The 25,040-nt window shown below is 38.0% G+C and carries 22 protein-coding genes; 18 read left to right on the plus strand and 4 right to left on the minus strand.

The window, feature by feature from the left end:
* Positions 1–12 precede the first annotated feature (12 nt).
* Positions 13–468, plus strand: coding sequence for a nuclear transport factor 2 family protein (locus MQE36_RS12705; protein ID WP_242936354.1), 456 nt, complete (start codon positions 13–15; stop codon positions 466–468).
* Positions 469–478: 10 nt separating this feature from the next.
* On the opposite strand, the gene MQE36_RS12710 is transcribed toward MQE36_RS12705, so the two are convergent.
* Positions 479–1,903: an L-serine ammonia-lyase gene (locus tag MQE36_RS12710; RefSeq protein WP_242936355.1), complete on the minus strand. Its 1,425-nt coding sequence runs from the start codon at positions 1,901–1,903 to the stop codon at positions 479–481.
* A gap of 218 nt (positions 1,904–2,121) precedes the next feature.
* Between MQE36_RS12710 and dnaK the strand changes: the two genes are divergently transcribed.
* The gene (gene dnaK / locus MQE36_RS12715) at positions 2,122–4,032 is read left to right on the plus strand and encodes a molecular chaperone DnaK (RefSeq protein ID WP_242936356.1); all 1,911 of its coding nucleotides are present in this window, start codon (positions 2,122–2,124) and stop codon (positions 4,030–4,032) included.
* A gap of 68 nt (positions 4,033–4,100) precedes the next feature.
* Here dnaK and MQE36_RS12720 read toward each other — a convergent pair whose 3' ends face one another.
* Positions 4,101–4,610 (minus strand): hypothetical protein, encoded by a 510-nt coding sequence (locus MQE36_RS12720; RefSeq protein WP_242936357.1) that lies wholly within the window; start codon positions 4,608–4,610, stop codon positions 4,101–4,103.
* 207 nt (positions 4,611–4,817) lie between these two features.
* Positions 4,818–5,522 (minus strand): Crp/Fnr family transcriptional regulator, encoded by a 705-nt coding sequence (locus MQE36_RS12725; RefSeq protein ID WP_242936358.1) that lies wholly within the window; start codon positions 5,520–5,522, stop codon positions 4,818–4,820.
* A 400-nt stretch (positions 5,523–5,922) separates the two neighbouring features.
* Between MQE36_RS12725 and MQE36_RS12730 the strand changes: the two genes are divergently transcribed.
* The 10 genes from MQE36_RS12730 (at position 5,923) to MQE36_RS12775 (ending at position 15,306) form a co-directional block, all read left to right on the plus strand.
* Positions 5,923–6,345, plus strand: coding sequence for a PaaI family thioesterase (locus tag MQE36_RS12730; RefSeq protein WP_242936359.1), 423 nt, complete (start codon positions 5,923–5,925; stop codon positions 6,343–6,345).
* A 149-nt stretch (positions 6,346–6,494) separates the two neighbouring features.
* A complete protein-coding gene (locus tag MQE36_RS12735; RefSeq protein ID WP_242936360.1) occupies positions 6,495–7,553 on the plus strand; it encodes a chorismate-binding protein in 1,059 nt (352 codons plus the stop codon).
* Positions 7,554–7,622: 69 nt separating this feature from the next.
* Entirely contained in the window at positions 7,623–9,389 is a 1,767-nt protein-coding gene (menD, locus tag MQE36_RS12740) for a 2-succinyl-5-enolpyruvyl-6-hydroxy-3-cyclohexene-1-carboxylic-acid synthase (protein ID WP_242936361.1), read from the plus strand.
* A gap of 25 nt (positions 9,390–9,414) precedes the next feature.
* Positions 9,415–10,248 carry a CvfB family protein gene (locus tag MQE36_RS12745; RefSeq protein WP_242938848.1) on the plus strand — a complete coding sequence of 278 codons (834 nt, stop codon included), beginning with the start codon at positions 9,415–9,417 and terminating at the stop codon, positions 10,246–10,248.
* Positions 10,249–10,275: 27 nt separating this feature from the next.
* Positions 10,276–11,115: a 1,4-dihydroxy-2-naphthoyl-CoA synthase gene (locus tag MQE36_RS12750; RefSeq protein ID WP_242936362.1), complete on the plus strand. Its 840-nt coding sequence runs from the start codon at positions 10,276–10,278 to the stop codon at positions 11,113–11,115.
* 36 nt (positions 11,116–11,151) lie between these two features.
* Positions 11,152–12,054: a 1,4-dihydroxy-2-naphthoate octaprenyltransferase gene (menA, locus tag MQE36_RS12755; protein ID WP_242936363.1), complete on the plus strand. Its 903-nt coding sequence runs from the start codon at positions 11,152–11,154 to the stop codon at positions 12,052–12,054.
* Positions 12,055–12,400: 346 nt separating this feature from the next.
* Positions 12,401–13,078 carry a metal-dependent hydrolase gene (locus tag MQE36_RS12760; RefSeq protein ID WP_242936364.1) on the plus strand — a complete coding sequence of 226 codons (678 nt, stop codon included), beginning with the start codon at positions 12,401–12,403 and terminating at the stop codon, positions 13,076–13,078.
* A gap of 17 nt (positions 13,079–13,095) precedes the next feature.
* Positions 13,096–14,130, plus strand: a complete 1,035-nt coding sequence (locus MQE36_RS12765) for an o-succinylbenzoate synthase (RefSeq protein ID WP_242936365.1) — start codon at positions 13,096–13,098, stop codon at positions 14,128–14,130.
* 4 nt (positions 14,131–14,134) lie between these two features.
* The gene (locus tag MQE36_RS12770; RefSeq protein WP_242936366.1) at positions 14,135–15,040 is read left to right on the plus strand and encodes a CPBP family intramembrane glutamic endopeptidase; all 906 of its coding nucleotides are present in this window, start codon (positions 14,135–14,137) and stop codon (positions 15,038–15,040) included.
* Positions 15,041–15,057: 17 nt separating this feature from the next.
* Positions 15,058–15,306: a CBU_0592 family membrane protein gene (locus MQE36_RS12775; protein WP_242936367.1), complete on the plus strand. Its 249-nt coding sequence runs from the start codon at positions 15,058–15,060 to the stop codon at positions 15,304–15,306.
* Here MQE36_RS12775 and MQE36_RS12780 read toward each other — a convergent pair whose 3' ends face one another.
* Positions 15,307–15,912 (minus strand): TetR family transcriptional regulator, encoded by a 606-nt coding sequence (locus tag MQE36_RS12780; RefSeq protein WP_242936368.1) that lies wholly within the window; start codon positions 15,910–15,912, stop codon positions 15,307–15,309.
* 220 nt (positions 15,913–16,132) lie between these two features.
* On the opposite strand from MQE36_RS12780, the gene MQE36_RS12785 reads away from it, so the two are divergent.
* From MQE36_RS12785 to MQE36_RS12810, 6 genes are all read left to right on the plus strand, one after another.
* Positions 16,133–19,231 (plus strand): SusC/RagA family TonB-linked outer membrane protein, encoded by a 3,099-nt coding sequence (locus MQE36_RS12785; RefSeq protein ID WP_242936369.1) that lies wholly within the window; start codon positions 16,133–16,135, stop codon positions 19,229–19,231.
* Between the two features lie 17 nt (positions 19,232–19,248).
* Entirely contained in the window at positions 19,249–20,712 is a 1,464-nt protein-coding gene (locus tag MQE36_RS12790; RefSeq protein WP_242936370.1) for a SusD/RagB family nutrient-binding outer membrane lipoprotein, read from the plus strand.
* Positions 20,713–20,722: 10 nt separating this feature from the next.
* A complete protein-coding gene (locus MQE36_RS12795; protein ID WP_242936371.1) occupies positions 20,723–21,565 on the plus strand; it encodes a Calx-beta domain-containing protein in 843 nt (280 codons plus the stop codon).
* An 85-nt stretch (positions 21,566–21,650) separates the two neighbouring features.
* Positions 21,651–22,724: an endonuclease/exonuclease/phosphatase family protein gene (locus tag MQE36_RS12800; RefSeq protein WP_242936372.1), complete on the plus strand. Its 1,074-nt coding sequence runs from the start codon at positions 21,651–21,653 to the stop codon at positions 22,722–22,724.
* On the plus strand, positions 22,724–23,650 hold the full coding sequence (locus tag MQE36_RS12805) for an endonuclease/exonuclease/phosphatase family protein (protein WP_242936373.1): 927 nt from the start codon (positions 22,724–22,726) through the stop codon (positions 23,648–23,650). Before MQE36_RS12800 ends, MQE36_RS12805 begins: the two co-directional genes overlap by 1 nt.
* Before the next feature lie 4 nt (positions 23,651–23,654).
* Positions 23,655–24,896, plus strand: a complete 1,242-nt coding sequence (locus MQE36_RS12810; protein WP_242936374.1) for an alkaline phosphatase family protein — start codon at positions 23,655–23,657, stop codon at positions 24,894–24,896.
* Positions 24,897–25,040: the final 144 nt, after the last annotated feature.

The raw sequence follows: 25,040 nt of genomic DNA on the forward strand, positions 1-25,040 counted from the left end.
AAAACAAAACTTATGTTACGCTTTATACTTTTGATATTATTGTTTTTGACCCAAATGGTTTTTGGACAACGTGCAACAGATGAAGTAGCAGTTAAAGAGACGATCGATAAATTCTTTGCCGGATTTCACCAGCAGGATTCTTTATTGATAAAGGAAACGGTATATACTCCTGTTATGCAAACCATTGGTAGTGATAAGGAAGGAAATACAGTGGTAAAAACCGGGACTTTTTCTGATTTTTTAAAATCTGTAGTGTCTATTCCCGGCAATAAAGAGTTTAAAGAAGAATTATTGGGCTATGATATTAAAATCGATGGAGACATGGCCCATGCATGGACACCGTACGAATTTTGGTTCAATAAAAAATTCAGTCATTGCGGGGTAAATTCATTTCAGCTTGTCAAACAAAATGATACCTGGAAAATAATTTATATCGTTGATACCAGGAGGAGGGTAGGATGTAAATAAGGGGAAATGACTAACAATCACTTAGGTTTACGCCCACAGCAAGTCCGCCTTCGGATGTTTCCTTGTATTTTGAGTTCATGTCTTTGGCAGTTTCCCACATGGTATTCACCACTTTGTCTAATGGGACCTTTACGTTTTTAGGGTCTGTATCCATAGCCAGTTCGGCAGCATTAATGGCTTTAATAGCTCCCATGGCATTTCTTTCTATACAAGGTACCTGAACCAGGCCTCCGATGGGATCACAGGTAAGTCCCAAATGATGCTCCATAGCAATTTCGGCGGCAATCAGTACCTGTTCCGGGGTTCCGCCCATAAGTTCTGTCAATCCTGCTGCGGCCATGGCAGAGGACACTCCGATTTCAGCCTGGCAGCCTCCCATTGCAGCAGAGATGGTAGCGCCTTTTTTGAAAATGCTGCCGACCTCTCCGGCCACGAGTAAGAATTGTTTTATATCGTCAAAATTGGCATCGTGATTTTCGATAACCATATAGTACATAAGTACAGCAGGAATTACTCCGGCACTTCCGTTGGTCGGAGCGGTAACTACACGCCCTAATGAGGCATTTACCTCATTAACAGCAAGGGCAAAACAACTTACCCATTTGATAATTTGACGAAATTTGACTTCTGTATCCCTTATGGCGTAGATCCATTCAATAGGATTATTATATTCAGTTTGTCCTTTCAGTTTTTGGTGCATGTCATAAGCTCTTCTTCTGACATTCAGGCCTCCGGGCAAAACACCTTCGGTATGACAACCGATATATATACATTCGAGCATGGTGTTCCATACTCTGTGTAATTCTTTATCGATTTCCTCATCCGACCGCAACGATTTCTCGTTTTTAAGAACGATTTCAGAAATTCTTTTATTTTCCTGCCGGCAATAAGCTAAAAGTTCCTCTCCTTTCTGTATCGGGAAAGGGAATGTTTTAAAAGTTTCTTTATTCTCTTTGGCATGTGTGCGTTCTTCCTTTACCACAAAACCACCCCCGATAGAGTAGAAGGTTTCAGTGCTGGTAGAGCCATCTTCCAAACGGGCTTCAAAAGTAAGTCCGTTAGCATGAAACGGTAGAAAATTCCTGTGAAAGACTATATCGGTTTGCGGATCGAACGAGATATTGATCTCCCCTCCAAAACTAATATTCTGAGTGTCTTTTATGCTCTTAATGATAGTGCCGATATTTTCAACCGGAACATATTCGGGATCTGCACCCGAAAGCCCGAGCATAATGGCAAGATCGGTGGCGTGCCCTTTGCCTGTTAGGGATAATGAGCCATACACATGAGCTTTAATGGAAACTACTTTGTTAAAAGTGTTTTCGTCTTTAAGTTCATCAATCCATCGTTCGGCGGCCCTCCACGGACCTAAGGTGTGTGAACTGGAAGGACCGACACCTATTTTAAGCATATCGAAAACACTAATACACTCCATGTACGAAATCGTTTTAGAATTTGGCAAATATACATTTTGTTACACAAGTTTCGATAAGCCTGCCGAATACTTTATGATCAATTTTTTCAATGAATAAATTTCAGGCACAAAAAAACGTTTATGACAGCTTGTCATATTTTGTTTAATGGCATAGTCATTGACATATTCAGACCGAAAGATTAAACGAATTTTCAACACAATTTAGAAAATATAAAAACATGAGTAAAATTATTGGAATTGACTTAGGAACAACCAACTCTTGTGTTTCGGTGATGGAAGGTAATGAACCTGTAGTTATACCAAACGCAGAAGGGAAGAGAACAACACCATCTGTGATTGCTTTTGTAGAAGGAGGCGAAATAAAGGTTGGTGATCCTGCAAAACGTCAGGCAGTAACAAACCCGCATAAAACCATTTATTCGATTAAGCGTTTTATGGGGAATAAATTTGATGAATGTAAAAAAGAAGTTGAGCGGGTACCTTACAAGGTCGTTAATGGCGATAATACGCCAAGAGTAGATATTGACGGCCGTTTATATACACCTCAGGAACTTTCTGCAATGATCCTTCAGAAAATGAAGAAAACGGCAGAGGATTATCTGGGGCAGGACGTAAGCGAAGCTGTGATTACAGTTCCGGCTTATTTTAACGATTCACAGCGTCAGGCTACGAAAGAGGCCGGGGAGATTGCAGGTTTAAAGGTTCGTCGTATTATCAATGAGCCTACAGCTGCAGCATTGGCTTATGGTCTTGATAAGAAAATGACAGATCAAAAAATCGTAGTGTTTGACTTTGGAGGTGGTACACACGATGTATCGATTCTTGAGTTGGGAGACGGAGTATTTGAAGTATTGTCTACAGATGGTGATACCCACTTAGGAGGTGATGATGTTGATGAAAAGATCATTAACTGGTTAGCAGAAGAGTTTAAAGCGGAAGAAAACATGGATCTCCGTCAGGATCCTATGGCATTACAGCGTTTAAAAGAAGCAGCGGAAAAAGCCAAGATAGAGTTATCCTCTTCTTCTCAAACAGAGATCAATTTGCCTTATATTACAGCAACTGCAACAGGGCCTAAACACCTGGTTAAGACTTTAACAAGAGCTAAGTTCGAGCAATTAATAGACGATATTGTTAAAAGAACGATCAAACCGTGTGAGTCTGCTCTTAAAAATGCAGGGCTTTCGAAAAACGATATTGATGAAGTAATATTAGTAGGTGGTTCTACACGGATACCAGCCGTACAAAAAGCTGTTGAAGATTTCTTTGGTAAGAAGCCTTCTAAAGGAGTTAATCCGGATGAAGTAGTTGCTGTTGGAGCTGCTATTCAGGGAGGTGTATTGACAGGAGATGTAAAAGATGTATTGTTGTTAGATGTTACTCCTCTTTCTTTAGGGATTGAAACTATGGGGGGAGTATTGACGAAACTGATCGATGCCAATACCACAATCCCTACTAAAAAATCTCAGGTGTTTTCAACGGCGGCAGATAACCAGCCATCAGTAGAAATTCACGTGTTGCAGGGAGAACGCCCGATGGCAACGGATAATAAAACAATCGGTCGTTTCCATTTAGATGGTATTCCGCCGGCACCAAGAGGGGTTCCTCAGATTGAAGTAACATTTGATATTGATGCAAACGGAATCATTCATGTAACAGCTCAGGATAAAGCCACAGGGAAAACTCAAGATATCAGAATCGAGGCTTCGTCCGGACTAACAGAAGAAGAGATCGAGAAAATGAAGCGTGAGGCAGAAGCAAATGCTGAAGCAGATAAAGAGGCTAAGGAAAAGGTAGATAAGCTAAACGAAGCAGATGCTATGATCTTTCAGACTGACAAGCAATTAAAAGAGTTTGGAGATAAGCTTTCTGACGATAAGAAAAAACCTATTGAAGATGCTTTGGAAGAATTGAAAAAAGCTTATGAGACTAAAGATATAGCGACTATCCAGCCTGCTTTAGATAAAATCAATGAAGCCTGGAAAAATGCATCAGAAGAACTGTACAAGGCTCAGGCTGAGGCACAACAAACCGACGGAAGTGCTCAACAGAATGCTTCTGGCGAAGCTGAATCAGGTTCGAAAGAATCGGATGATGTTCAGGATGTAGATTTTGAAGAAGTTAAATAATATATACAGAAGTATATTGCAAAAAGGTCGCTTTTAACAGAGCGACCTTTTTTTGTTCTTTTGATTGATTAAATAATATTTCCGAAGGTGTCTACTTTTAAGTTTTTCTTCTCGTCGTTTTTGCGGATTTGAATCCGGTATTTCTTTTTCGTATCCTTATCAGCATAGTAAGAAACAAGATATATGTCTTTGTGCAGTGTCCATCCGGGATATTTTTTATATACTGCATTTCTTATGGCAGGAGGGAGTAGTACGTCTTTAAACTTTTCATAAGAACGCAAAATCTTTCCTTCATTATTAAAAGTTGCAACAATCCAGCTGTTTGTATATTCAAAGAAAACTTTATACATATCAGAATCTTCACTAAACAGATCGGACTCGGTGATATCATAACTGGCAACACGGTGTTGCATGTCTTTTACAATTTCCGGAGCATTATTGTCTAAAACATCTTTTAAGTAAGTAGTGTTTATAGGTGTTGCCGATACGGTAACACTTTCCAGTTCAACTTCCTCTACCTGAGAGTACCCAACGTTTATAACGGCCATAGCAAATACAGCCACCAACATCCTTTTCATATTAGTAATGTTTTAATGGTTAAACAAATAATGTTAAGCTAGAGGAGGGAATAGCAATTTTAAATACTGATGATCATTAGTACAATGCTTATATATTTTAAAGTTACAAAGATGCCGGCTGATTTTATGCTACCTAGGTAGCATAGTCATTTATTTTATGAAAAGTTTTAGATATGGATCCGATATTCATAATAAAACCTAAAAAAACTAAGTGTGATTTTGAGCAATCCCGATGAGGGCATCTATATTGTTTATGGTAATATGTTTACGGTTTATTTTAATAATACCTTCTTCTTTAAGTCGTTGCAGGTGTCGATTTATGACGGCTCTTGTAGTACCGATCATTGCCGCCAGCTCATTATGCGACAGGTCATTGATTTCCTCGATCAACTGCGATTTTCTGTTAGAATGTCTTAATAGTAATTTGGCTAAACGGGTAAAAGTGCTTTCCAGGTTGACAGCCAGTAAGTAGTTTTCAAGATTTTTAACCTGTTTGGTAAGGTGTTTTATTAATTTGTCATGCAATGAGGGATTGTTGCCAAGCCATGCTTTCATTCTTGCAACAGGAATACACAAAACTTCCAGATCGTCCAAAGTTTCATAATAAATATCGTGTTTTCCGCTGTCATAAAGAGAAAGAATATCAAACATGGCTCCGGGGAATAATAAAAACAATGTAATATGCCTGCTGTTGATACTGTTGGTTTTGTAAGTTTTAAGCCTTCCGGAAATTATAATATGAAATTTATAAAGTGTTCTTTCCGGGTCTAAAATACATGTTTTCTTCGGCCACTTTTCGATTGCCCCCAGATGCAGTAATTTATTAAGTTCGTTATCGTCAACAGTATGGAGTAGCGGGTTCTCCCGTAGCGAATTAAAGTATTTGTAATATGCTTCAAAATCATTTTCCATAAAGTCTATTCTACTGTTTTTAGATACGCAAACAGATGCAATATATAGACGGGGCTCGTCTGTAGGGAAGTAAACCAGCTCGGAGCAAGCTCACGAAACATTAAAAGGAAAACCTAAAACATTTCGATGCAAGTCCCGTGAAATTCTTTCAGAAACATTTCACAGGGATAAGCGCCGGAGTCCCCGATAGCTCTATACGGGATAAATCTCGATAATCGAGTAAATACTCCTGTATTCAGACTAATAATCATTTGGAAAGTGAAAGCTAAAGATACAAAAAATAGAAATGCTATTGGCTTTTGGAGCCAAGAATCATCTTGCAGGAGAAATAATCTGATAAAACAGATGAAAATTTAATGATGATGCAGATATTTGTAGTAACAAAGAAATATGCCGGTAAATGAATTTGAATAAAGAAGAAATACTTGTAAGATGTAATGCCATTTGTGCCAATACATTGATGGAAACTTTAGAAATCGAATATACAGATGTAGGCGATGATTTTTTGGTAGCGAGGATGCCTGTAAATTCACGGGTACACCAACCGGATGGTGTTTTACATGGCGGGGCTATGGTAGCTTTGGCCGAAAGTGTAGGAAGTGCCGCTTCAATGGTGTTTTTAAACTCAAAGGATTTTTATATCAGGGGAATCGAAATCTCAGCGAACCATGTTAAGAGCGTTAAAGAAGGATATGTATATGCCAGAGCTTCTGTATTGCATCGGGGAAGGACAACTCAACTATGGAATATTCATTTAAGAGATGAAAAAGAAAATTTAATTTCAGTAGTTAAGCTTACAACGATAGCTCTACCCAAAAAATAAATCAGCTCGGAGCAAGCACACAAAACATTAAAAGAAAAACCTAAAAAACATTTCGACGCTAGTCCTATGAAATTCTTTCAGACATTTCACTGGAGCAAGTGTCGGAGCTCCCGATAGTTATCGGGATAAATCTCGGTTATCGGGTAAATATGGTCAGTAATCAGGAAATTTTTGATGAAATATTCATTCGGCAAAAAAAGCAACTCCCTTTTGTTGTATTTCGGAAACCGCACGGGGAAACATTACATTTTATCGGGCAATCGGATAACAAGTTGAACTATACTTCGTCGTTTGAGGAAGAGGGATTTGTTTTTGCTCCTTTTAATGATCTGAGTAAAACAGTTATTTTGAAGCCGGAAACGTATCTGAGGTCGGATTATGTGAATACCTGTGAAAAAGAGCATGACCTCCATCCCGAAAGCGATATGGATATTCCGGGAAAAGAAGATCATGTAAAACTGGTTACTGAAGGGATTACGGCTATTCATAAAGGGAAGCTGAACAAAGTCGTGTTGTCGAGGTCTCAAGGGGTAATGATAGACCATTCTTCGTATTTATCGATATATAAGACACTCTTAAATACCTACAAGAATGCATTTGCCTATTGGTGGTACCATCCGCAAGTCGGAATGTGGATGGGAGCAAGTCCTGAAACCCTGGTATTGGTCCATAACTCACATTTTCAGACAATGTCTCTGGCGGGAACACAAAGGTTTAAGGGTACTTTAGACGTTTCATGGGGAGAAAAAGAAGCGACAGAGCAACAAATTGTTACAGACTATATAGCCGAAAACCTTTCTTTTATTTGTGCTACTTTAAATGTGTCGGAGGTGGAAACCGTCAGAGCCGGAAATTTACTGCATTTAAAAACAGAGATTTCAGGTGTGTTTAAAAAAGGTTGTACATTAAGAAACCTGATAGAAGCTTTACATCCTACACCCGCAGTTTGCGGATATCCGAAGGTGTTGGCAAAAGAGTTTATTGTTAAACACGAACAATACGAAAGAACATATTACACAGGGTTTCTAGGTTACATTAACGACAAGAAAGAAGGAACATCACTATATGTAAACCTGCGTTGTATGGAGCTAAACGGAAATAAAGCAATCGTTTATGTAGGAGGGGGCGTAACAAAAGATTCTGATCCGGAAGCGGAATGGGAAGAGACATTGAATAAAAGTCTAACGATGATGAGATTGCTTAAATAAGTATAAAATCCTTCGTTTATCCTGTCTATATTGAGTATTTTTACGCGGTAAAAGTGACTTCATAATTAAATGAAATATTCTAACATACCGGCAGCACAAACTATAGTGCAGCTTTGTAAACAGAAAAATATCCAACATATAATAATATCCCCCGGAAGCAGAAATGCTCCGTTGACAATTGGTTTCTCTGAAGATACTTTTTTTAAGACATATAGTATTGTAGATGAAAGATGTGCTGCTTTTTTTGCTATGGGGATAGCACAGCAGCTAAGAATGCCGACGGCAGTTGTTTGTACTTCCGGATCGGCCTTGCTTAATTACTATCCTGCTATATCCGAAGCGTTTTATAGCGACATTCCGCTGCTGGTTATTTCCGCAGACAGACCGGATCATGCTATTGATATCGGAGATGGACAGACCATCAGGCAGAAGAACGTTTTCGAAAATCATATTCTGTATAGTGCCAATCTAAAATTAGATATACGTAAGGAGTTTGTAAAAATCACCGAGGACGGAAAGAATACCCCATCAATATTAAAGGAGTTAAGTGTTGATAATCTTCAAAAAGGAGTACAGCATTTTAATGAATTTGAAATCAACAAGGCCATCGACCTGGCATCTCAAAAAAAAGGACCGGTGCATATAAACGTACCTTTTGAAGAACCTTTATATCAGATGGTAGATAAACCGCTTGTAGAAATAGGTGTAAGATCAGGGAAAGCAGTGAGCCCTGAATTAAATTCAGAAGATCTTAGGCCATATCTGGATATATGGAATTCGTCAAAACGAAAAATGATTCTGGTAGGTGTTAATTTTCCGGAGCAAATAGATCAGGAAGTTTTAGATATCCTGGCTGAAGATGAATCAGTAGTGGTTTTTACGGAGACCACATCAAATCTATATCACGAAAAATTCTTCCCCGGGATAGACAAAATCATAGCCCCTATTGAAAAAACATCCGGAAGTGATGAGCTTTTTTCAAAACTGCAACCTGATGTTTTAATCACATTTGGAGGGTTAATAGTTTCAAAGAAAATAAAGGCTTTTCTGCGAAAATATCAACCAAAGCATCACTGGCATATCGATCAGAAAAAGGCTTATGATACATTTTTTTGTTTAAATAAGCATTTTCAGGTGTCGCCTAATGATCTCTTAAAGTTATTTTTACCTCAGGCAATACAAGTAACCGGTGATTATCAAAAATACTGGCTTGATATTCAGAATAAAAGACGAGAAAAGCATAGAGCATATTTAAATCAAATTCCGTTTACTGATTTTAAAGTCTTTGATCATATTTTTAATTCGGTTCCGGATAACTATCAATTACAACTAAGTAATAGTTCAACAATTAGATATGCCCAGCTGTATGAACTAAACCCGACACTGAAAGTGTTTTGTAACAGGGGAACCAGTGGAATTGACGGGAGTACGTCGACTGCTATCGGTGCTGCACTACCGGAAGCGAAATCCACATTGCTGATTACAGGTGATTTAAGTTTCTTTTACGATAGTAATGCACTGTGGAATAATTACATTAAAAGCTCTTTTCGTATTATTGTAATTAATAATTCAGGAGGAGGTATATTCAGAATACTTCCCGGGCATAAGAATACGGATAATTTCGATACGTATTTTGAAACAAAACATACATTAACAGCAGATCATCTATGTAATATGTTTGGTTTCGAATACCTTAAGGCTGAAGATGAGGATGAAGCTAAAAAGGGGCTAAAAAGATTTTTTGAAGAGAGCAAGAAGCCTAAGCTGTTAGAAATATTTACTCCAAGGCAGCTTAACGATGAAGTTTTATTGGGGTATTTTGAGTTTTTAAAATAGTAGCCATCTCTATATAAATAATATGATGATTAAGATAGGAGAATACAATACGCTTGAGATACTAAGGCTAACATCCGTTGGTCTGTTTTTAGGTGATGAGGAAGGAAATGATATCTTGTTACCAAATAAATATGTTCCGGAAACGTATGAACTGGGAAATAAGCTAACCGTATTTTGTTATTTGGACCATGATGAAAGACCTGTTGCCTCCAGTTTAACACCAAAAATTACTTTAAATGATTTTGGTTTATTGCAGGCGGTAGAGGTGAATGAAATCGGTGCTTTCCTTGACTGGGGATTGGAAAAACACCTTTTCGTGCCTTATCGTGAGCAGGCCAGAAAGATGGAGACCGGAAAATGGTACCTTGTATACCTCTACATGGATGATGAGACAGACAGGTTGGTAGCATCGAGTAAAACAAACAATTTTATTTCAAACGAAGAACTAACCGTAAACCGGTTTGATGAAGTCGATCTGATAGTTTCCAGACATACAGAAATGGGGGCAGAGGTTATTATCAATCAAAAGCATAAGGGCTTGGTTTATGAAAATGAAATTTTTACCGAACTTCATCTTGGAGATCGCTTAAAAGGAGTGATCAAAAAGGTTAGAGAAGACAATAAAATAGATGTTTCACTACAACAGATAGGGTATAAAAACATTGAGCCGACTGCCGAAAGAATATTACATGAACTTGAGCGGAACAACGGATTTCTCGGCCTACACGATAAAAGTGATGCCGACCTGGTAAGAGAAATGCTGGGAATGAGTAAAAAGAGCTTTAAAAAAGCTGTCGGATCTCTATACAAACAAAAGCTGATCCTTATTAAGGATGATGGTATTTATTTGAAAAAATAGTATAATCAAGAAATAAAATTACAACATATGGGTTCACCTGATTGGAAAATAATAGAAGGTTATGAAGATATAACCTATAAGAAGTGTGACGGTGTTGCGCGAATAGCATTTAACAGGCCGAATGTGAGAAATGCTTTTAGACCGAAAACAACGGCAGAGCTGTACAAAGCGTTTTATGATGCTAATGAAGATACGGGTATTGGCGTGGTATTGTTATCGGCAGAAGGGCCTTCAACCAAAGATGGTGTTTGGTCGTTCTGTAGCGGTGGAGACCAAAAAGCCAGGGGGCATCAAGGGTATGTAGGTGATGATGGATATCACAGACTTAATATTTTAGAAGTTCAGCGTTTAATCCGTTTTATGCCTAAAGCCGTTATTGCTGTTGTTCCGGGTTGGGCTGTTGGTGGGGGGCATAGCCTGCATGTCGTATGTGATTTAACCCTGGCAAGTAAGGAACATGCTATATTTAAGCAAACAGATGCCGATGTAACCAGTTTTGATGGGGGCTATGGTTCTGCTTACCTGGCAAAAATGGTAGGGCAGAAAAAAGCCAGGGAGATATTCTTTTTAGGGAGGAACTACTCGGCTCAGGAAGCATATGAAATGGGAATGGTAAATGCTGTCATTCCTCATGAAGAGCTTGAGCAAACAGCATATCAATGGGCCCAGGAAATTTTAGCAAAGTCCCCTATTTCTATAAAAATGTTGAAGTTTGCGATGAACCTTACCGATGATGGTATGGTCGGACAGCAGGTTTTTGCAGGAGAGGCAACCCGTCTGGCGTACATGACCGATGAAGCTATAGAAGGGCGGAATGCATTTTTAGAAAAACGGAAACCTAATTTTAACAAGAAGTGGATACCTTAATGATCATACTTTATTGTTAATATTTAAATTTCAGATATGTCAAGTAAAGCGAAAGCTTATATAGCAGCAGCACGTTTGCGTACACTTCCATTATCTTTATCAGGAATCATTGTTGGTAGCGGACTGGCAGCCTCTCAGAACACTTTTAATTGGATGATTTTCGGGTTGGCCTTGCTTACCACCATTGGATTTCAGGTATTGTCTAATTTTGCAAATGATTATGGAGATGGAGTTAAAGGAACAGATAAAAACAGGGTAGGTGAGCAACGATTGGTAGCCAGCGGGGTTATTTCTGCAAACGATATGAAAAAAGCTGTAATATTAACAGCAGTTATAACCTTTATCATAGCATCAGTCCTTATTTATGTTTCGTTCGGCAGTGAGAATTTTATATTGTCACTTGTGTTTTTTCTGTTGGGAATATCATGTATTGTAGCGGCTATCAAATATACTGTCGGGAAATCTGCTTATGGTTATTCCGGTTTTGGAGATGTCTTTGTGTTTATCTTCTTTGGTTTGGTAAGTGTTGTAGGGTCTTATTTCTTATATACGAAATCCCTGAGTCTATCCGTTCTTTTTCCGGCTTTAAGTGTTGGCTTGCTTAGTGTAGGAGTACTCAACCTTAATAATATGCGCGATAGACAAACTGATATGTTAACGGGAAAGAATACATTGGTAGTGAAAATTGGCGCTGAATTTGCAAAATATTACCATTATTATCTTTTAAGTGCCGCCATGCTTTTTAGTTTGGTTTATCTGGTTATAGCATACAGAAGTCCGTTAAACCTATTGTTTTTAATTGCTTTTTTTCCGATAATAAAACATATCATTACAATCTATAAAAACCGCGAGCCGCAAAAGCTCGATCCTGAGTTAAAAAAACTCGCTTTAAGTACTTTTTTGTTTTCAATACTGTTTGCCTTGGGACAAATTTTGTAAATTCAGAAAGTAAACTACCTCGGGGTAAGCCCACGGGAGGGCCAAGCGTAAAGAAAAGGTCTGGTAGACCTTTTTAGCGATGGAGCCAGCTGGCGCATGGCAAAACATTTAGACACAAGCCCTGTAAAATTCCTTTAGGAACATTTCACAAGGGCAAGTCCAGTGAAATTCCGTCAGGACTATTTCATAAGGGCAAGCGTCGGAGCATTTAAATCTCGATGATCGAGTAAAGAATAGACGAATAAGATACAGATAAAAACAAGCTCTTATCAAAGTTTGGAATTTGCCTGGGAAATGATTTTATGGCGAGTAATTCCTATGTTTATAAAACTAATAATAAAAACCGATGAAAATAACATTTTACGGACACGCATGTATAGGTATTACCATTGCCGATATCAATGTATTGGTAGATCCTTTTATAAGTGGTAATGAAAAAGCACCTCATATAGATATAGATAAAATTCCGGCCGATTATATTTTGTTGACTCATGCGCATCAGGATCATATTTTAGATGTTGAGACTATAGCTAAAAGAACCAACGCCGTTATAGTATCCAATTTTGAAATTGCTTCATACTATGGAAACAAAGGTTTTGACCATCATCCGATGAATCACGGAGGATCATGGGATTTTGAGTTTGGTAAGGTGAAATATGTTCCGGCCATACACACTTCGTCTTTTCCTGACGGAAGTTATGGAGGGCAGCCTGGGGGGTTTGTGATAGAGAGCGAGCATAAAAACATCTATATAGCAGGAGACACGTCTTTGTCGATGGAAATGAAACTCATTCCTATGTTTACAAAGCTTGACCTGGCTATATTACCCATAGGAGATAACTTTACCATGGGGATTGAAGAAGCTATTAAAGCCTCTGATTTTGTTGAATGCGATAAGGTAATGGGGTACCATTTTGATACTTTCGGTTATATAGAGATTGATCATGAAGAAGCAAAACGTAAGTTTTTTGATAATGATAAAGATCTTATGTTACTGGAGATAGGGGAAAGTATTGAACTTTAAAAAGAACCTTCATATTTATGACAGCCGCTTATCGTAAGTATATTTTAGATTTTAAGAGACCCAGTGGAACCTCAAGAGGTGTTCTGAATAAAAAGGAAACCTGGTTTGTAATCATAAGCAAAAATGGCAAAAGAGGTATCGGTGAATGTGGGGTACTACGTTCACTGAGTATTGATGATACGCCTGATTATGAAGAAAAACTCAAATGGACCTGCGATAATATTCATCTGGGCAGGGAAGTTTTATCAGATCATTTAAAACATTACCCCTCTATACAATTTGGTTTAGAACAGGCATTTTTGTCATTAGAAAGCGATAATGAATTTTTATTATTCCCGTCTGATTTTACATTGGGGAAAGTACCAATTGAAATTAACGGACTGATCTGGATGGGAGAGGCATCTTTTATGAAACAACAAATAAAAGATAAGTTAGAGCAGGGGTTCAGGTGTATAAAAATGAAAATTGGGGCTATCGATTTTGATACTGAAATCAACCTTCTCAGGGCTGTCAGAAAAGAATTTTCGGCTGGAGATATTGAATTGAGAGTTGATGCCAATGGAGCTTTTTTACCGGATGAAGCTCTTGAAAAGCTAAAACGCCTTTCACAATATGAATTACACTCAATAGAACAACCTATCAAGCAAGGTCAGCCTGATAAAATGGCCATGTTGTGTGAACAAACACCATTACCTATAGCCTTAGACGAAGAGCTTATCGGTGTTTTTGATGCCACAGAAAAGAGAAAATTAATACAAACAATCCGCCCCCAGTTTATCATTCTTAAACCAAGCCTGGTTGGAGGTTACAGAGGAAGTGAAGAATGGATCGATATTGCTGATAATGCAAAAACAGCTTGGTGGGTAACAAGTGCTTTGGAGAGTAATATAGGCCTTAATGCCATCGCTCAATGGACCTATGCTTTGGGGAACAAAATGCCGCAGGGGTTGGGTACAGGAGCGTTGTATACTAATAATTTTGACTCTCCTCTGGAAGTTAAAAGAGGGAGGCTACATTACAATACAAGTTTGAACTGGAAATTTAATTTATAAAATAATGTATATAGAACAAGGTTACAAAGGGAATATTGGACTATGGAAGTATTGGATTTTGCCTGTATGCTTCATAGGTTTTATAGTTTTTAACTACATAAGCACTATTAATGCACCGGTAAGTGTAGATGTTATGCTTCAGGAAATGATAGATAAACTAGGTTCTAATATTGTATTGGTTATTTTATTGGCTCCGTTGGCTGTAGGACTTTTCGTAGTTTGGGGCTGGGTGAAACTGGTTCATGAACAATCAATAACTTCTCTTACAACTTCCAGAAATAAAGTAGATTGGAAACGGATTTTATTTGCTTTTATACTTTGGGGGGGGATTTCGTCTTCTATGATAGGACTCGACTATTTCTTAAATCCTGAGAACTACGTCTTCAATTTTAACCTGATACCCTTTTTAATTTTGTGTATTATCAGTATTATCCTCATTCCACTTCAAACCAGTTTCGAGGAGTATATGTTCAGAGGGTATATGATGCAAGGGATAGGATTGATGGTGAAAAATCGATGGGCACCATTATTGATAACCTCTGTTTTGTTTGGATTGATGCATCTGGGAAACCCGGAAGTAGGTAAACTGGGAATGGGAATTATGGTGTATTACATAGGAACCGGTTTTTTTTTAGGAATCATTACCTTGATGGATGAAGGTCTGGAACTTGCTTTGGGTTTTCATGCTGCAAATAATTTATTTACCGCGCTTTTAGTTACAGCGGACTGGACAGCATTTCAGACCCACTCCGTACTCAAAGATGTATCAGATCCGGTTTTGGGGTTTGATGTATTGTTTCCCGTATTTGTGGTTTTTCCGGTGTTGATATTCATTTTTGCGAAAAAGTACCATTGGAAAGACTGGAAGGAAAAGCTTTTTGGAGGCATAGTTACAAGTGAGCAAAAATAACAAATAAAGGCAGTTGGATGAATATTTATGAAATTGTAGGCTGGATAGGTTCTTTTGTGTATTTGCTTGCCTATATACTATTAACATTTGATAAATTACGGGCGGATAAAATTCCTTATCAGGTATTAAATGTTTTAGGGGGATTATGCCTGGTAATTTGCGCCTATGATACGAAAGACAGGCCCAATTTTTTCACTAATTTGGTGTGGATGATAATAGGCCTTACGGCAATAACAATGATAGTTCAGAAAAAGAAAAGGTCGTAATTACCGGACCTCTTCTTTTATTTTAAGCATTGTAAATGCCGCTTCTTTGTATCGCTTAACTTTCTTTTCGTATTCTTCTGTAGTAGCATCGTATAAAGAAAGGTAGTAATAAGCCCCTTCCACGAGAATGAAAATAAGTTCAGCAGTCTCTTCGGCATTCTCAATAGCCACAATATCATCAGCTTGTGCTTCTTTAATTATTGCAGCCAGGTACGAACGCAATGATTGGTGCATGCCTTTATAGGATTCCTTGATAGCTTTATTTCTAAAGACCAAAGCAAAACTGCTGTAAAACACACCATCGTCTATTAATTCATTCCATTCTCTCGAAAAGAGATTATCTATTGTTTTAATAAGCTTTGTATGACTGTTTCCCGAATGATTGGGGTTGTATAAAGATTTATAATTTTCAAGAATATAATTAATAAGTCCGAAGATCAGCTCGTCTTTGGAGTTAAAATAATGCAGTATCAGACTGTTATTTACATCGATCTCTTTTGCCACTTTGGCAACTGATGTATTTTCCAATCCCTCTTTTTTAGCGACTTTATAAAAGGCTTCAATGATCTCCTTTTGTCTTTCTTTTTTTAAGCTTTTTCTACCCATAATGCAAACATACTTAATATTTAGTTAACAAAAATAAGATGAAAATTTTAAATTGATTGAACAGTCAGTCAAAATATTTTCATACTTTAGCTTTCCATTAACAGAAACCTTATTAATAATTAAATGTAATTAAATGAAAGCTTTAAACTTGTTTAATCTTGTGAGTAGTAAAGCCAGGAGTTGTTTTTTTGCAAACAGACTATGTTTTCGAAAACTACTAATGCTTAGCTTGCTTTTGGTGTTAACCCAAATGGTTTGTGCTCAGGAAAGAGTAATTAAAGGTACTGTAGTCGACGGTGAAATGAAACAACCTTTACCGGGTGCCACAGTAATGATTAAAGGAACTACATCGGGTCAGGTAACTGACTTTGATGGGAACTTCACTATCAGTATACCTTCATCAGAGACTGTACTGGTTATTTCGTATGTTGGTTTTAAAACTATTGAACTTAAAGTAGGGAGCCGGTCAACCTTAAATGTAGAGTTGTTTGTCGAGGCAAGTGCGCTTGATGAAGTTGTGGTAACGGCCCTCGGAATCAGAAAAGAAACCAAAGCTTTGGGCTATGCCGTACAGGAGGTAGAAGGTGAATCTTTGGTGAAAGCCAGAGAGCCTAATGTAGTAAACTCTTTAACAGGGAAAGTTGCCGGTCTGGAAATCCGAAACAGTACTGATCTGTTTCAGGACCCGGGAATTTCATTGAGGGGGAGACGCCCACTAGTGGTCATTGACGGTGTTCCCAGTACGGATGGTGACCTATGGAAAATCAATGCGGATGATATTGCTGAAATAAGTGTTTTAAAGGGGGCTACGGCATCTGCGCTCTACGGTTCTATCGGTAGAGGAGGAGCACTGATGATAACTACGAAGAGAGGGAAGGATGGAAAAGCCACAATTGATTATAATGTAAGTGTTATGTTTCAGCCGGATTTTATAAGAATTCCGAAAGTACAGTCCACTTATGGAAACGGAAACAATGGTGTATATGAATATATTAATGGTTCTGGATCGGGAACAGAAGGTTCCGGTTGGATCTGGGGACCTAAATTAGATCAGTTAGATCCTGCCACACCAAGCGGGTATTATGAGACGGTTCAGTTTAACAGTCCGATAGATCCGGTAACAGGTGAACGAATCCCGACCCCTTTTTTATCAAGAGGTAAAAACAATGTAGAGAATTTTTTTCAGACAGGAATGATCGTTACTAATAACCTGGCTGTAAGTGGTGGTACGGACAAAGGAAACTTCAGGGTTTCTGCTTCGCATGTTTATCAGAAAGGGATTGTACCTAATACGGATTTAAAGAATGCTTCTTTTAATGTGTCCGGAGGATACAAAATTACCGATAAATTAAAGGTTGACGCTGCTCTTACATATAACAGGCAGTATACCAGGAACTTTCCGGAGGTGGGTTATGGACCGTTTAACTACTTGTACAATCTGGTATTATGGACGGGGCCGGATGTAGATGTAAATGATTTGAGGAATTATTGGGAAGAAGAACAGGAAGGGGTTCAGCAAAGGCACTTTAACAAATCCTGGTATAATAACCCTTATTTTATTGCCTATGAGGCCCTTCAGGGATATTACAAAGACAATAGCTTCGGACAAATACAATTGAACTATGAGGCTACGGGCGACCTGAATTTTAGTCTGCGTTCCGGATTCAACTCATCAAACGTGAACAGGGACTGGAAACGCCCCAAGAGTTTTGTTGGTTACGGAGACGTTTCCAGAGGGGAATACTTCGTAAGAAACAACAATCAGTTTAGCATAAATACCGATTTATTGGCAAGCTATAATAAAGATATATCGGAAGATTTTGCAATTTCTGCAACTGCAGGTGTGTCTAACAGGTACAGAAGCTGGAGAAACATGAATGTTAACACAGACGGTTTAACCATTCCCGGGTTCTATAATATAGACAATTCGATTAATCCATTAAAGGGTTCTAACTGGAATGGAGAAGAGCAGGTAAATAGTATGTATGCAACTTTAGATTTAGAAGTGCTGAACGCTCTGTATCTTAATGTTACAGGAAGAAATGACTGGGTGTCTACATTGCCGGTTAACAATAATTCATTTTTCTACCCGTCCATGTCATTTTCAGTGGTACTATCTGATCTTTTGAATTTTGATGCAAGCGATCCGTTTGTAAAGCTGAGAAGTTCATGGGCCAGCGTGAGGGATGGTGAACTGAACTTGCCTGCTTCATATGATTTTGGTCCTTACTCTCATTTGTCAGCATACGATACAGGACAAAGCTGGAATAATAATGCTATTCTGACATTTCCCGGTTTATTATATGATTCGTCATTAAAACCTGAAAAATCAGATACGAATGAATATGGGCTGGATGTACGCTTCTTCAATAACCGCTTAGGGTTAGATGTTGCTTATTATACAATTACAGATACAGATAATTTAGTGTTGGTTCCTGTTTCTACAACATCGGCATATACTTCCAGATTGATTAACGGGAATAAATATAAAACAAGAGGTGTAGAACTGGTTCTTACGGCTACCCCGGTTAAAACAGATAATTTTTCGTGGGATGTTGTTACGAACTGGAGTCATAGTTCACGTACATTAGAAGAAGTTTATGATGGATCGGACAAACTCGGCGATATTAAAATTGGCGAACGAACAGATCAGATCTTTAATACCCCATACCTCAAAACATCAGGAGGACAATTGATTTATGGTTCGAACGGGATGCCGTTATGGGATTCATATAGAAGATTCAGAGGGAATAATAACCCGGACTGGGTATATGGATTGCAGAATAAATTCAGTTATAAAAACTTTAGTTTAAGTGCATCGTTAGATGGTAGAATAGGAGGATTGATTTATTCGTCTACGAATCAGAAAATGTGGTGGGGCGGAACACATCCGGGAACCGTAAATGACCACAGGGATGCCGCTAATAACGGTGAGTCAACTTATATAGGTCCCGGTGTAGTAGTCGTTGAAGGCGGTGTTGAATATGATATTGAGGGAAATATCATTAATGATAGCCGGGTCTATGCACCAAACACCACTAAGGTAAATTATATCTCCTGGATGAAAGACACCAGTAATGCATTGCTAGACCATTACTACGACGAAACCTTTTTAAAGCTCCGGGAAATTATTTTCACTTACAATGTGCCGGATGCATTTGCGAATAGAATAGGTTTTCAAAAAGCATCCTTATCGCTGATAGGAAGAAACCTTGCCGTATGGTCTGATCTGCCAAATGTAGATCCCGATCCGGGGTCAGATAACTTGCAGACCCCATCTACAAGAAATGTAGGTTTCAACGTTAACCTAACCTTTTAATCAATTCAATGATAAAAATGATGAAAAATTTTAATACAATATTAGGTATCATCTTAATCGCCATTTTGGTCGGATGTAAAGATTTTGAGGAATACCAGTCTGACCCTAACCGGACGACTGAAGGAGACCCCGGTTTATTATTAACCGGAATAGAAGTGAGTAACTTGCAAGAAGTAACATTATCGGCCGCGCTGGCCTGTAGACAAATGGTGTATACAGATGGCTCGTCAAGCAGTCAGTACTACAGCTGGCAACGATCCGGATTTGGTGCCTATAATAACTTACGGCAGGTAATCAAGATGGAAGAAGAAGCTGAAAAAACAGAAAATGCCAATTACCTGGCTTTAGGGAAGTTTTTCAGAGCTTATATCTTCTTAAAGTTAACTAATACCTTTGGAGATGTTCCATATTTTAACGCTTTACAGGGAGCTGAAGGAAATTATTCGCCTGCATACGATAAACAAGGAGATATTTACCTGAGCATATTAGACGAGTTAAAGGCAGCTAACGCTTTGTTAAATGAAAATAACGGTGCGATAAAAGGAGATGTGATTTATGAAGGGGACATCTTAAAATGGAAAAAAGCCATCAATTCTTTGAGTTTAAGAGTCCTTATTTCACTGTCTAAAAAAGAAGGTAATGCTACATTGGGCATTGTAAGCCGTTTTCAGGAAATAGTGAACAATCCGTCCCAGTTTCCTGTTTTTACATCAAATGAAGATAACCTGTCTCTCACATATCATAATCTAGACGGTAACGAATACCCATACTTCAATAACAATAGTATTAAAACAGCTTACTATTTGGATGAGTCGTATGTGAACTTGTTAAAATCTAAAAATGATCCAAGACTGTTTCTTTTAGCAGATAAGGAAGTAAATGGTAAAGACTTGGAAAATGATGATTTTAACGCTTATGGCGGACTTGACGGAAGTGTTTTGTTAAGTGAAAATACAGAAAGACTTGCTAATGGAAATGGTTCACCGATTGACGAAAGGTACTATAACGATCCTGAAAATGAGCCTTCAATAGCTCTTGGGTATGCAGAGGTAGAGTTTACACTTGCCGAAGCTGCAGCCCGTGGGTGGATTACGGCCAGTGCGGAACAACACTATTATAAGGGTATTGAGGCCTCGATGCTTTTCTACAAAATAAGCCAGCCTCAGATAGATGCTTATATACAACAAAGCTCGGTACAATATGTGGCACAGCAAGGAATCGAAATGATCCTGGTCCAAAAGTATATGGCTTCCTTTATGAATTCAGGCTGGGAACCTTTTTACAACCAGCGCAGGACAGGTTTTCCGGAGTTTAGGACCGATGGTGGAGGAGTGCTTAATGATGGTGTGATTCCTAAGAGATGGATGTATCCGCAAAGCGAGATCAATGATAATCTTTCAAATCTGGAAAAGGCTATTAACAGGCAGTATCCGGAGGGTGATAATGTTAATGGGGTAATGTGGTTACTAAAAGAAGAATAAAAATACGGTTATGAAAAAAAATAAATTAGTATATCTGCTGTCGATAGTATGTGTATTATTACAATCTTGTAGTGATGATGATACTGTAAATGATCCTGTGTTTGAATTTATTTCATTCCAGAGTGAGACAATAACTGTAAGCGAGAATGCTGCCAGTATAGAATCTGTTCCGGTAACACTCAGGTTATATGGTTACGAACCTAAAGAAGCAATAACAGTCAATCTGGCAACGATCAACAATAATGTTGAAGAGGGAGTTGACTATAGCCTTTCTGGGAAATCAATTACATTCAAACCTGGTAGTTTTATTTCAGATACTTTATTTGTAAGCACCATAGATAATGCTTCTGGTAGTGATTCGGAACGTAGCTTTAGCTTAAATATCGAAAGCATAAGCAATCCGGATATTAAATCCGGATTGGGAATTGAAAACCCTTCTAACGCATCGTTAAAAATAGTGATTGCTGATGATGAATGTACGAGAACGATTGATGTGTTTAATGCTGCAACGTTAAGTAATCAGAACGATAAAGGAACAACGACTATAAGTTCTGTGTTAAATGGGAATGTGGTAACATTAACAGGAGACTTAATGGCATATGCTCCATTCTCAAATGCTACTTTGGACGTTACCCTCATACCAGCTTCCGAAGGGGCTACAAAGGGAGAGGCGACATTCGGTATCTTTGATGCAGGTACGGATAGTAGTGGATATACATATCAGTTCAGACAGGTTGGAGAAGGGACCTATGATGTCTGTTCCGGAGAAATATTAATTGAATTTGAGGTATATTGGCTAGAAGGTGAAATCTGGGAATACTGGTATACTTCCAATAATAGAATACGCTTGTAGTAACTGTATTTTTTTATAGTTAGTTATTTAAATTTGGTTGATCAAAGAAGGGAGAGACACTCCCTTCTTTTTAAAACAGAAAAGAATGGTAAAAAAAATATCGATAAGCATTTTTTTGATGTGTCTGGTAACGCTGGTAGGATGCAATTCCGATAAGGATAAGGAACAAAGCAAAGAAGTGCCTGAACCTATACAAAAAGAGTCGCTAAAGGTACTCTCGTTGAATACCTGGCACGAAACGAACCGGGTAGAAGGAGGGTTTCAGGCCTTGATAGATGTTATATTACAATCGGAGGCGGATATAGTAATGTTATGCGAGATTAACAATTACGACAATGTAGTTTTCAGTACAAAACTGGTTGCCGAACTTAAAAAAACAGGAGTTGCATACAATTCTTTTAATTCAGGCAAATCACCCATCATATTATCTAAATTTCCAATATTATCGACCCCTGAAATTAATTCTTCGTCACTAACGAAATGTATTGTGAGCATTAATGATGAAACACGGATGGCTGTTTATGCAGCTCATTTGGATTATACTCATTATGCTTGTTACCTGCCAAGGGGATATGATGGTATAACATGGAAGAAATTACCCGAGCCTGTATTGGATGTGAATAAAATATTAGAACAAAATATAGCATCTCAAAGAGATGAAGCAATTAACCTGTTTGTTGAGGATGCTTCACAGGAAGCAAAAAAAGGGAACCTTGTTTTTTTGGCAGGAGATTTTAATGAGCCATCCCATTTAGACTGGACAAATGCTACAAAAGACATGTATGATCATAACGGAACCGTGGTACCATGGCATAATAGCGTTACACTTCAGGAACAAGGATATCTGGATGCTTATCGTGTAAAGTATCCGGATCCGGTTACACATCCCGGTTTCACGTGGGAAGCTTATAATAAGGATGTAGAAATATCTGAAATGATCTGGACTCCGGAGGCTGATGACAGGGATCGTATAGACTTTATTTATTACAGGAATGATGACAGACTGATGTTGGATGATGTGTTCATTGTTGGTCCGCCAGAAACTATAGTGAAAGGACAGGTAGTAAATGATGATGCCTCTAAAGATAAGTTCTTGGAGCCAAAAGATAAATGGCCCTCAGACCACAAAGGAGTACTGGGAACTTTTACAATCAGGTAATGATGAAATGGAAAGGATATCATATTTTATTGCTTCTTTTCTACTTCAATTCTGTAGCTCAGGATAAGCCGTTTACCTTTAAGGTAATGGCTTGGAATATACTGCACGGTGCCAATGATATAGAAAATGGCCCTCAGAAAGCCGTTCGAATTATAAAAGAGATTGATCCGGATGTTATTTTAATGGTAGAAACCTATGGTTCAGGTAAGTTTATAGCCGATGCATTAGGGTTTAATTTTCACCTGATAGCTCCTGAAGATACAGTCCCAGATGATAAAAATGTCAACTTATCCATTATCAGCAGGTTTCCCTTCGGGAAAAGGATAGACACAGATCATCCTTTTTATCTTGGCGGAAGGGAAATCATTATTGAGAATCAGGCGGTGAATTTCTTTTCTAATTGGTTTCACTACGAGCCATGGCATGACGAACCGGAAAATATGGGTAAAACAACGGAAGAACTTTTAGCTTGGGAAAAGACAGGAATAAAGTATAAAATGATTCAGAAAGTATTGCCCTGCTTTAAAAAATACGCTGCTGAGGCTGATTTGATTCCCCTGATTATCGGAGGCGATATGAATACCCCTTCCCACTTAGACTGGGGAAAAGAAACCGGAAAGATCCATAATGATCTGATCGTTCCCTGGTATTCAACCAAAGTACTCGAAGATATAGGCTTAATAGACTCGTATAGAGAAATGAATCCTGATCCTTTAAAATACCCTGGTATAACATGGGATACAAAAAATAAAAAAGATGAACATCGTATAGATTATATCTTTTATAAGGGTACCACTCTAAAGGCGGTCAGATCAGAAGCCTATAAAGAACATTTTAATGAACCTTTTGAGATAAATGGCCAGGAAATCATGTATCCTTCAGATCATGGTTTTATAGTTACAACATTTCAATTCTATAAAAAATAAATACATGAAAACACCATTAATTGCATCTCTCATTCTGTGTTTTGTTTTAAGCTTGACCAGAGCTCAGAATAATAAGGATAAAGTAGTATTCGTAATAGTCGATGGAATTTCAGCCGATGTTCTTGAAAAAATAGAAACCCCTAATCTCGATGCTATTTCTAAAGATGGAGGTTATACCAGGGCATATGTTGGGGGTAAAAAAGACGACTATTCGCAAACCCCGACTATTTCGGCTGTGGGGTATAACAGCTTATTAACCGGAACATGGGTAAATAAACACAATGTCTGGGGAAACAGCATTAAAGCGCCCAATTATAATTATTGGACGATATTTCGTTTTGCAGAAGAATTAAGGCCGGACCTTAAGACTGCTGTTTTCTCTACATGGCTTGATAATAGAACAAAGTTAATAGGAGAAGGAAAGCCGGAAACCGGAAACATAACATTAGACGATCATTTTGACGGATTCGAACATGACACCATAAAATTTCCGCATGGAGATGATAGGTTGTTTATTCATAAAATAGATGAACATGTAACAAATGGCGCTGCAAATTACATAAAACAACATGCCCCGGATTTATTATGGGTGTACCTGGAATATACGGATGATATGGGACATAAATTCGGTGATAGTAAACAGTTTTATGACGCTATTAAAACCATGGACGGTCAGATAGGTAGATTATGGAGATCAATCCAGTACCGAAAGGAAAACTTTCATGAGAATTGGACCATTTTTATAACTACGGATCACGGTCGTGATGAAAGTACAGGAAAGCATCATGGAGGACAAAGCGATAGAGAGCGTTCAACATGGATTGTTACGAATTCGAATCATTTGAATTCTTATTTTAAAGAGGAAATCCCCGGCGTTGTAGACATTATGCCGGCTATGTTAAATGAACTAAAATTAAAACCTGCTGAAAAACAGCTCAGGGAAATTGACGGGACTTCAATTACAGGAAAAATATCGGTAGCAAAAGCCAGGGCCGAAAAGATAAATGATAATAAGGTGCGACTAAGATGGAAAACGTACAACCCTAAAGAAAAATTGAAAATATGGATTAGCAGTTCAAACAATTTTAAACATGGAGGAGAAGACGTTTATAAGTTTGTAGGAAAGGTAAAATCGGGAGAAGAAAATATCATCCTGGATATGGATGCAGACTCATCCGAAACATATAAAATTGTAATTGAAGGTAAATACAACAGCATTAATACCTGGATAGTGAATAAAAAATAACAAAGTTCATGATGTTTTTTTTCATACAAATGCTCTACAAACTGGTAGGGCATTTTTTGTTTATGCATGGTCTGTTAATATATTGTGCATGTAATTGAAAACTACACTAAATCAAAATCGGTTAATAGAACGAGAACAAACTAA

Source organism: Zhouia spongiae, from assembly GCF_022760175.1.
Taxonomy (GTDB): Bacteria; Bacteroidota; Bacteroidia; order Flavobacteriales; family Flavobacteriaceae; genus Zhouia; species Zhouia spongiae.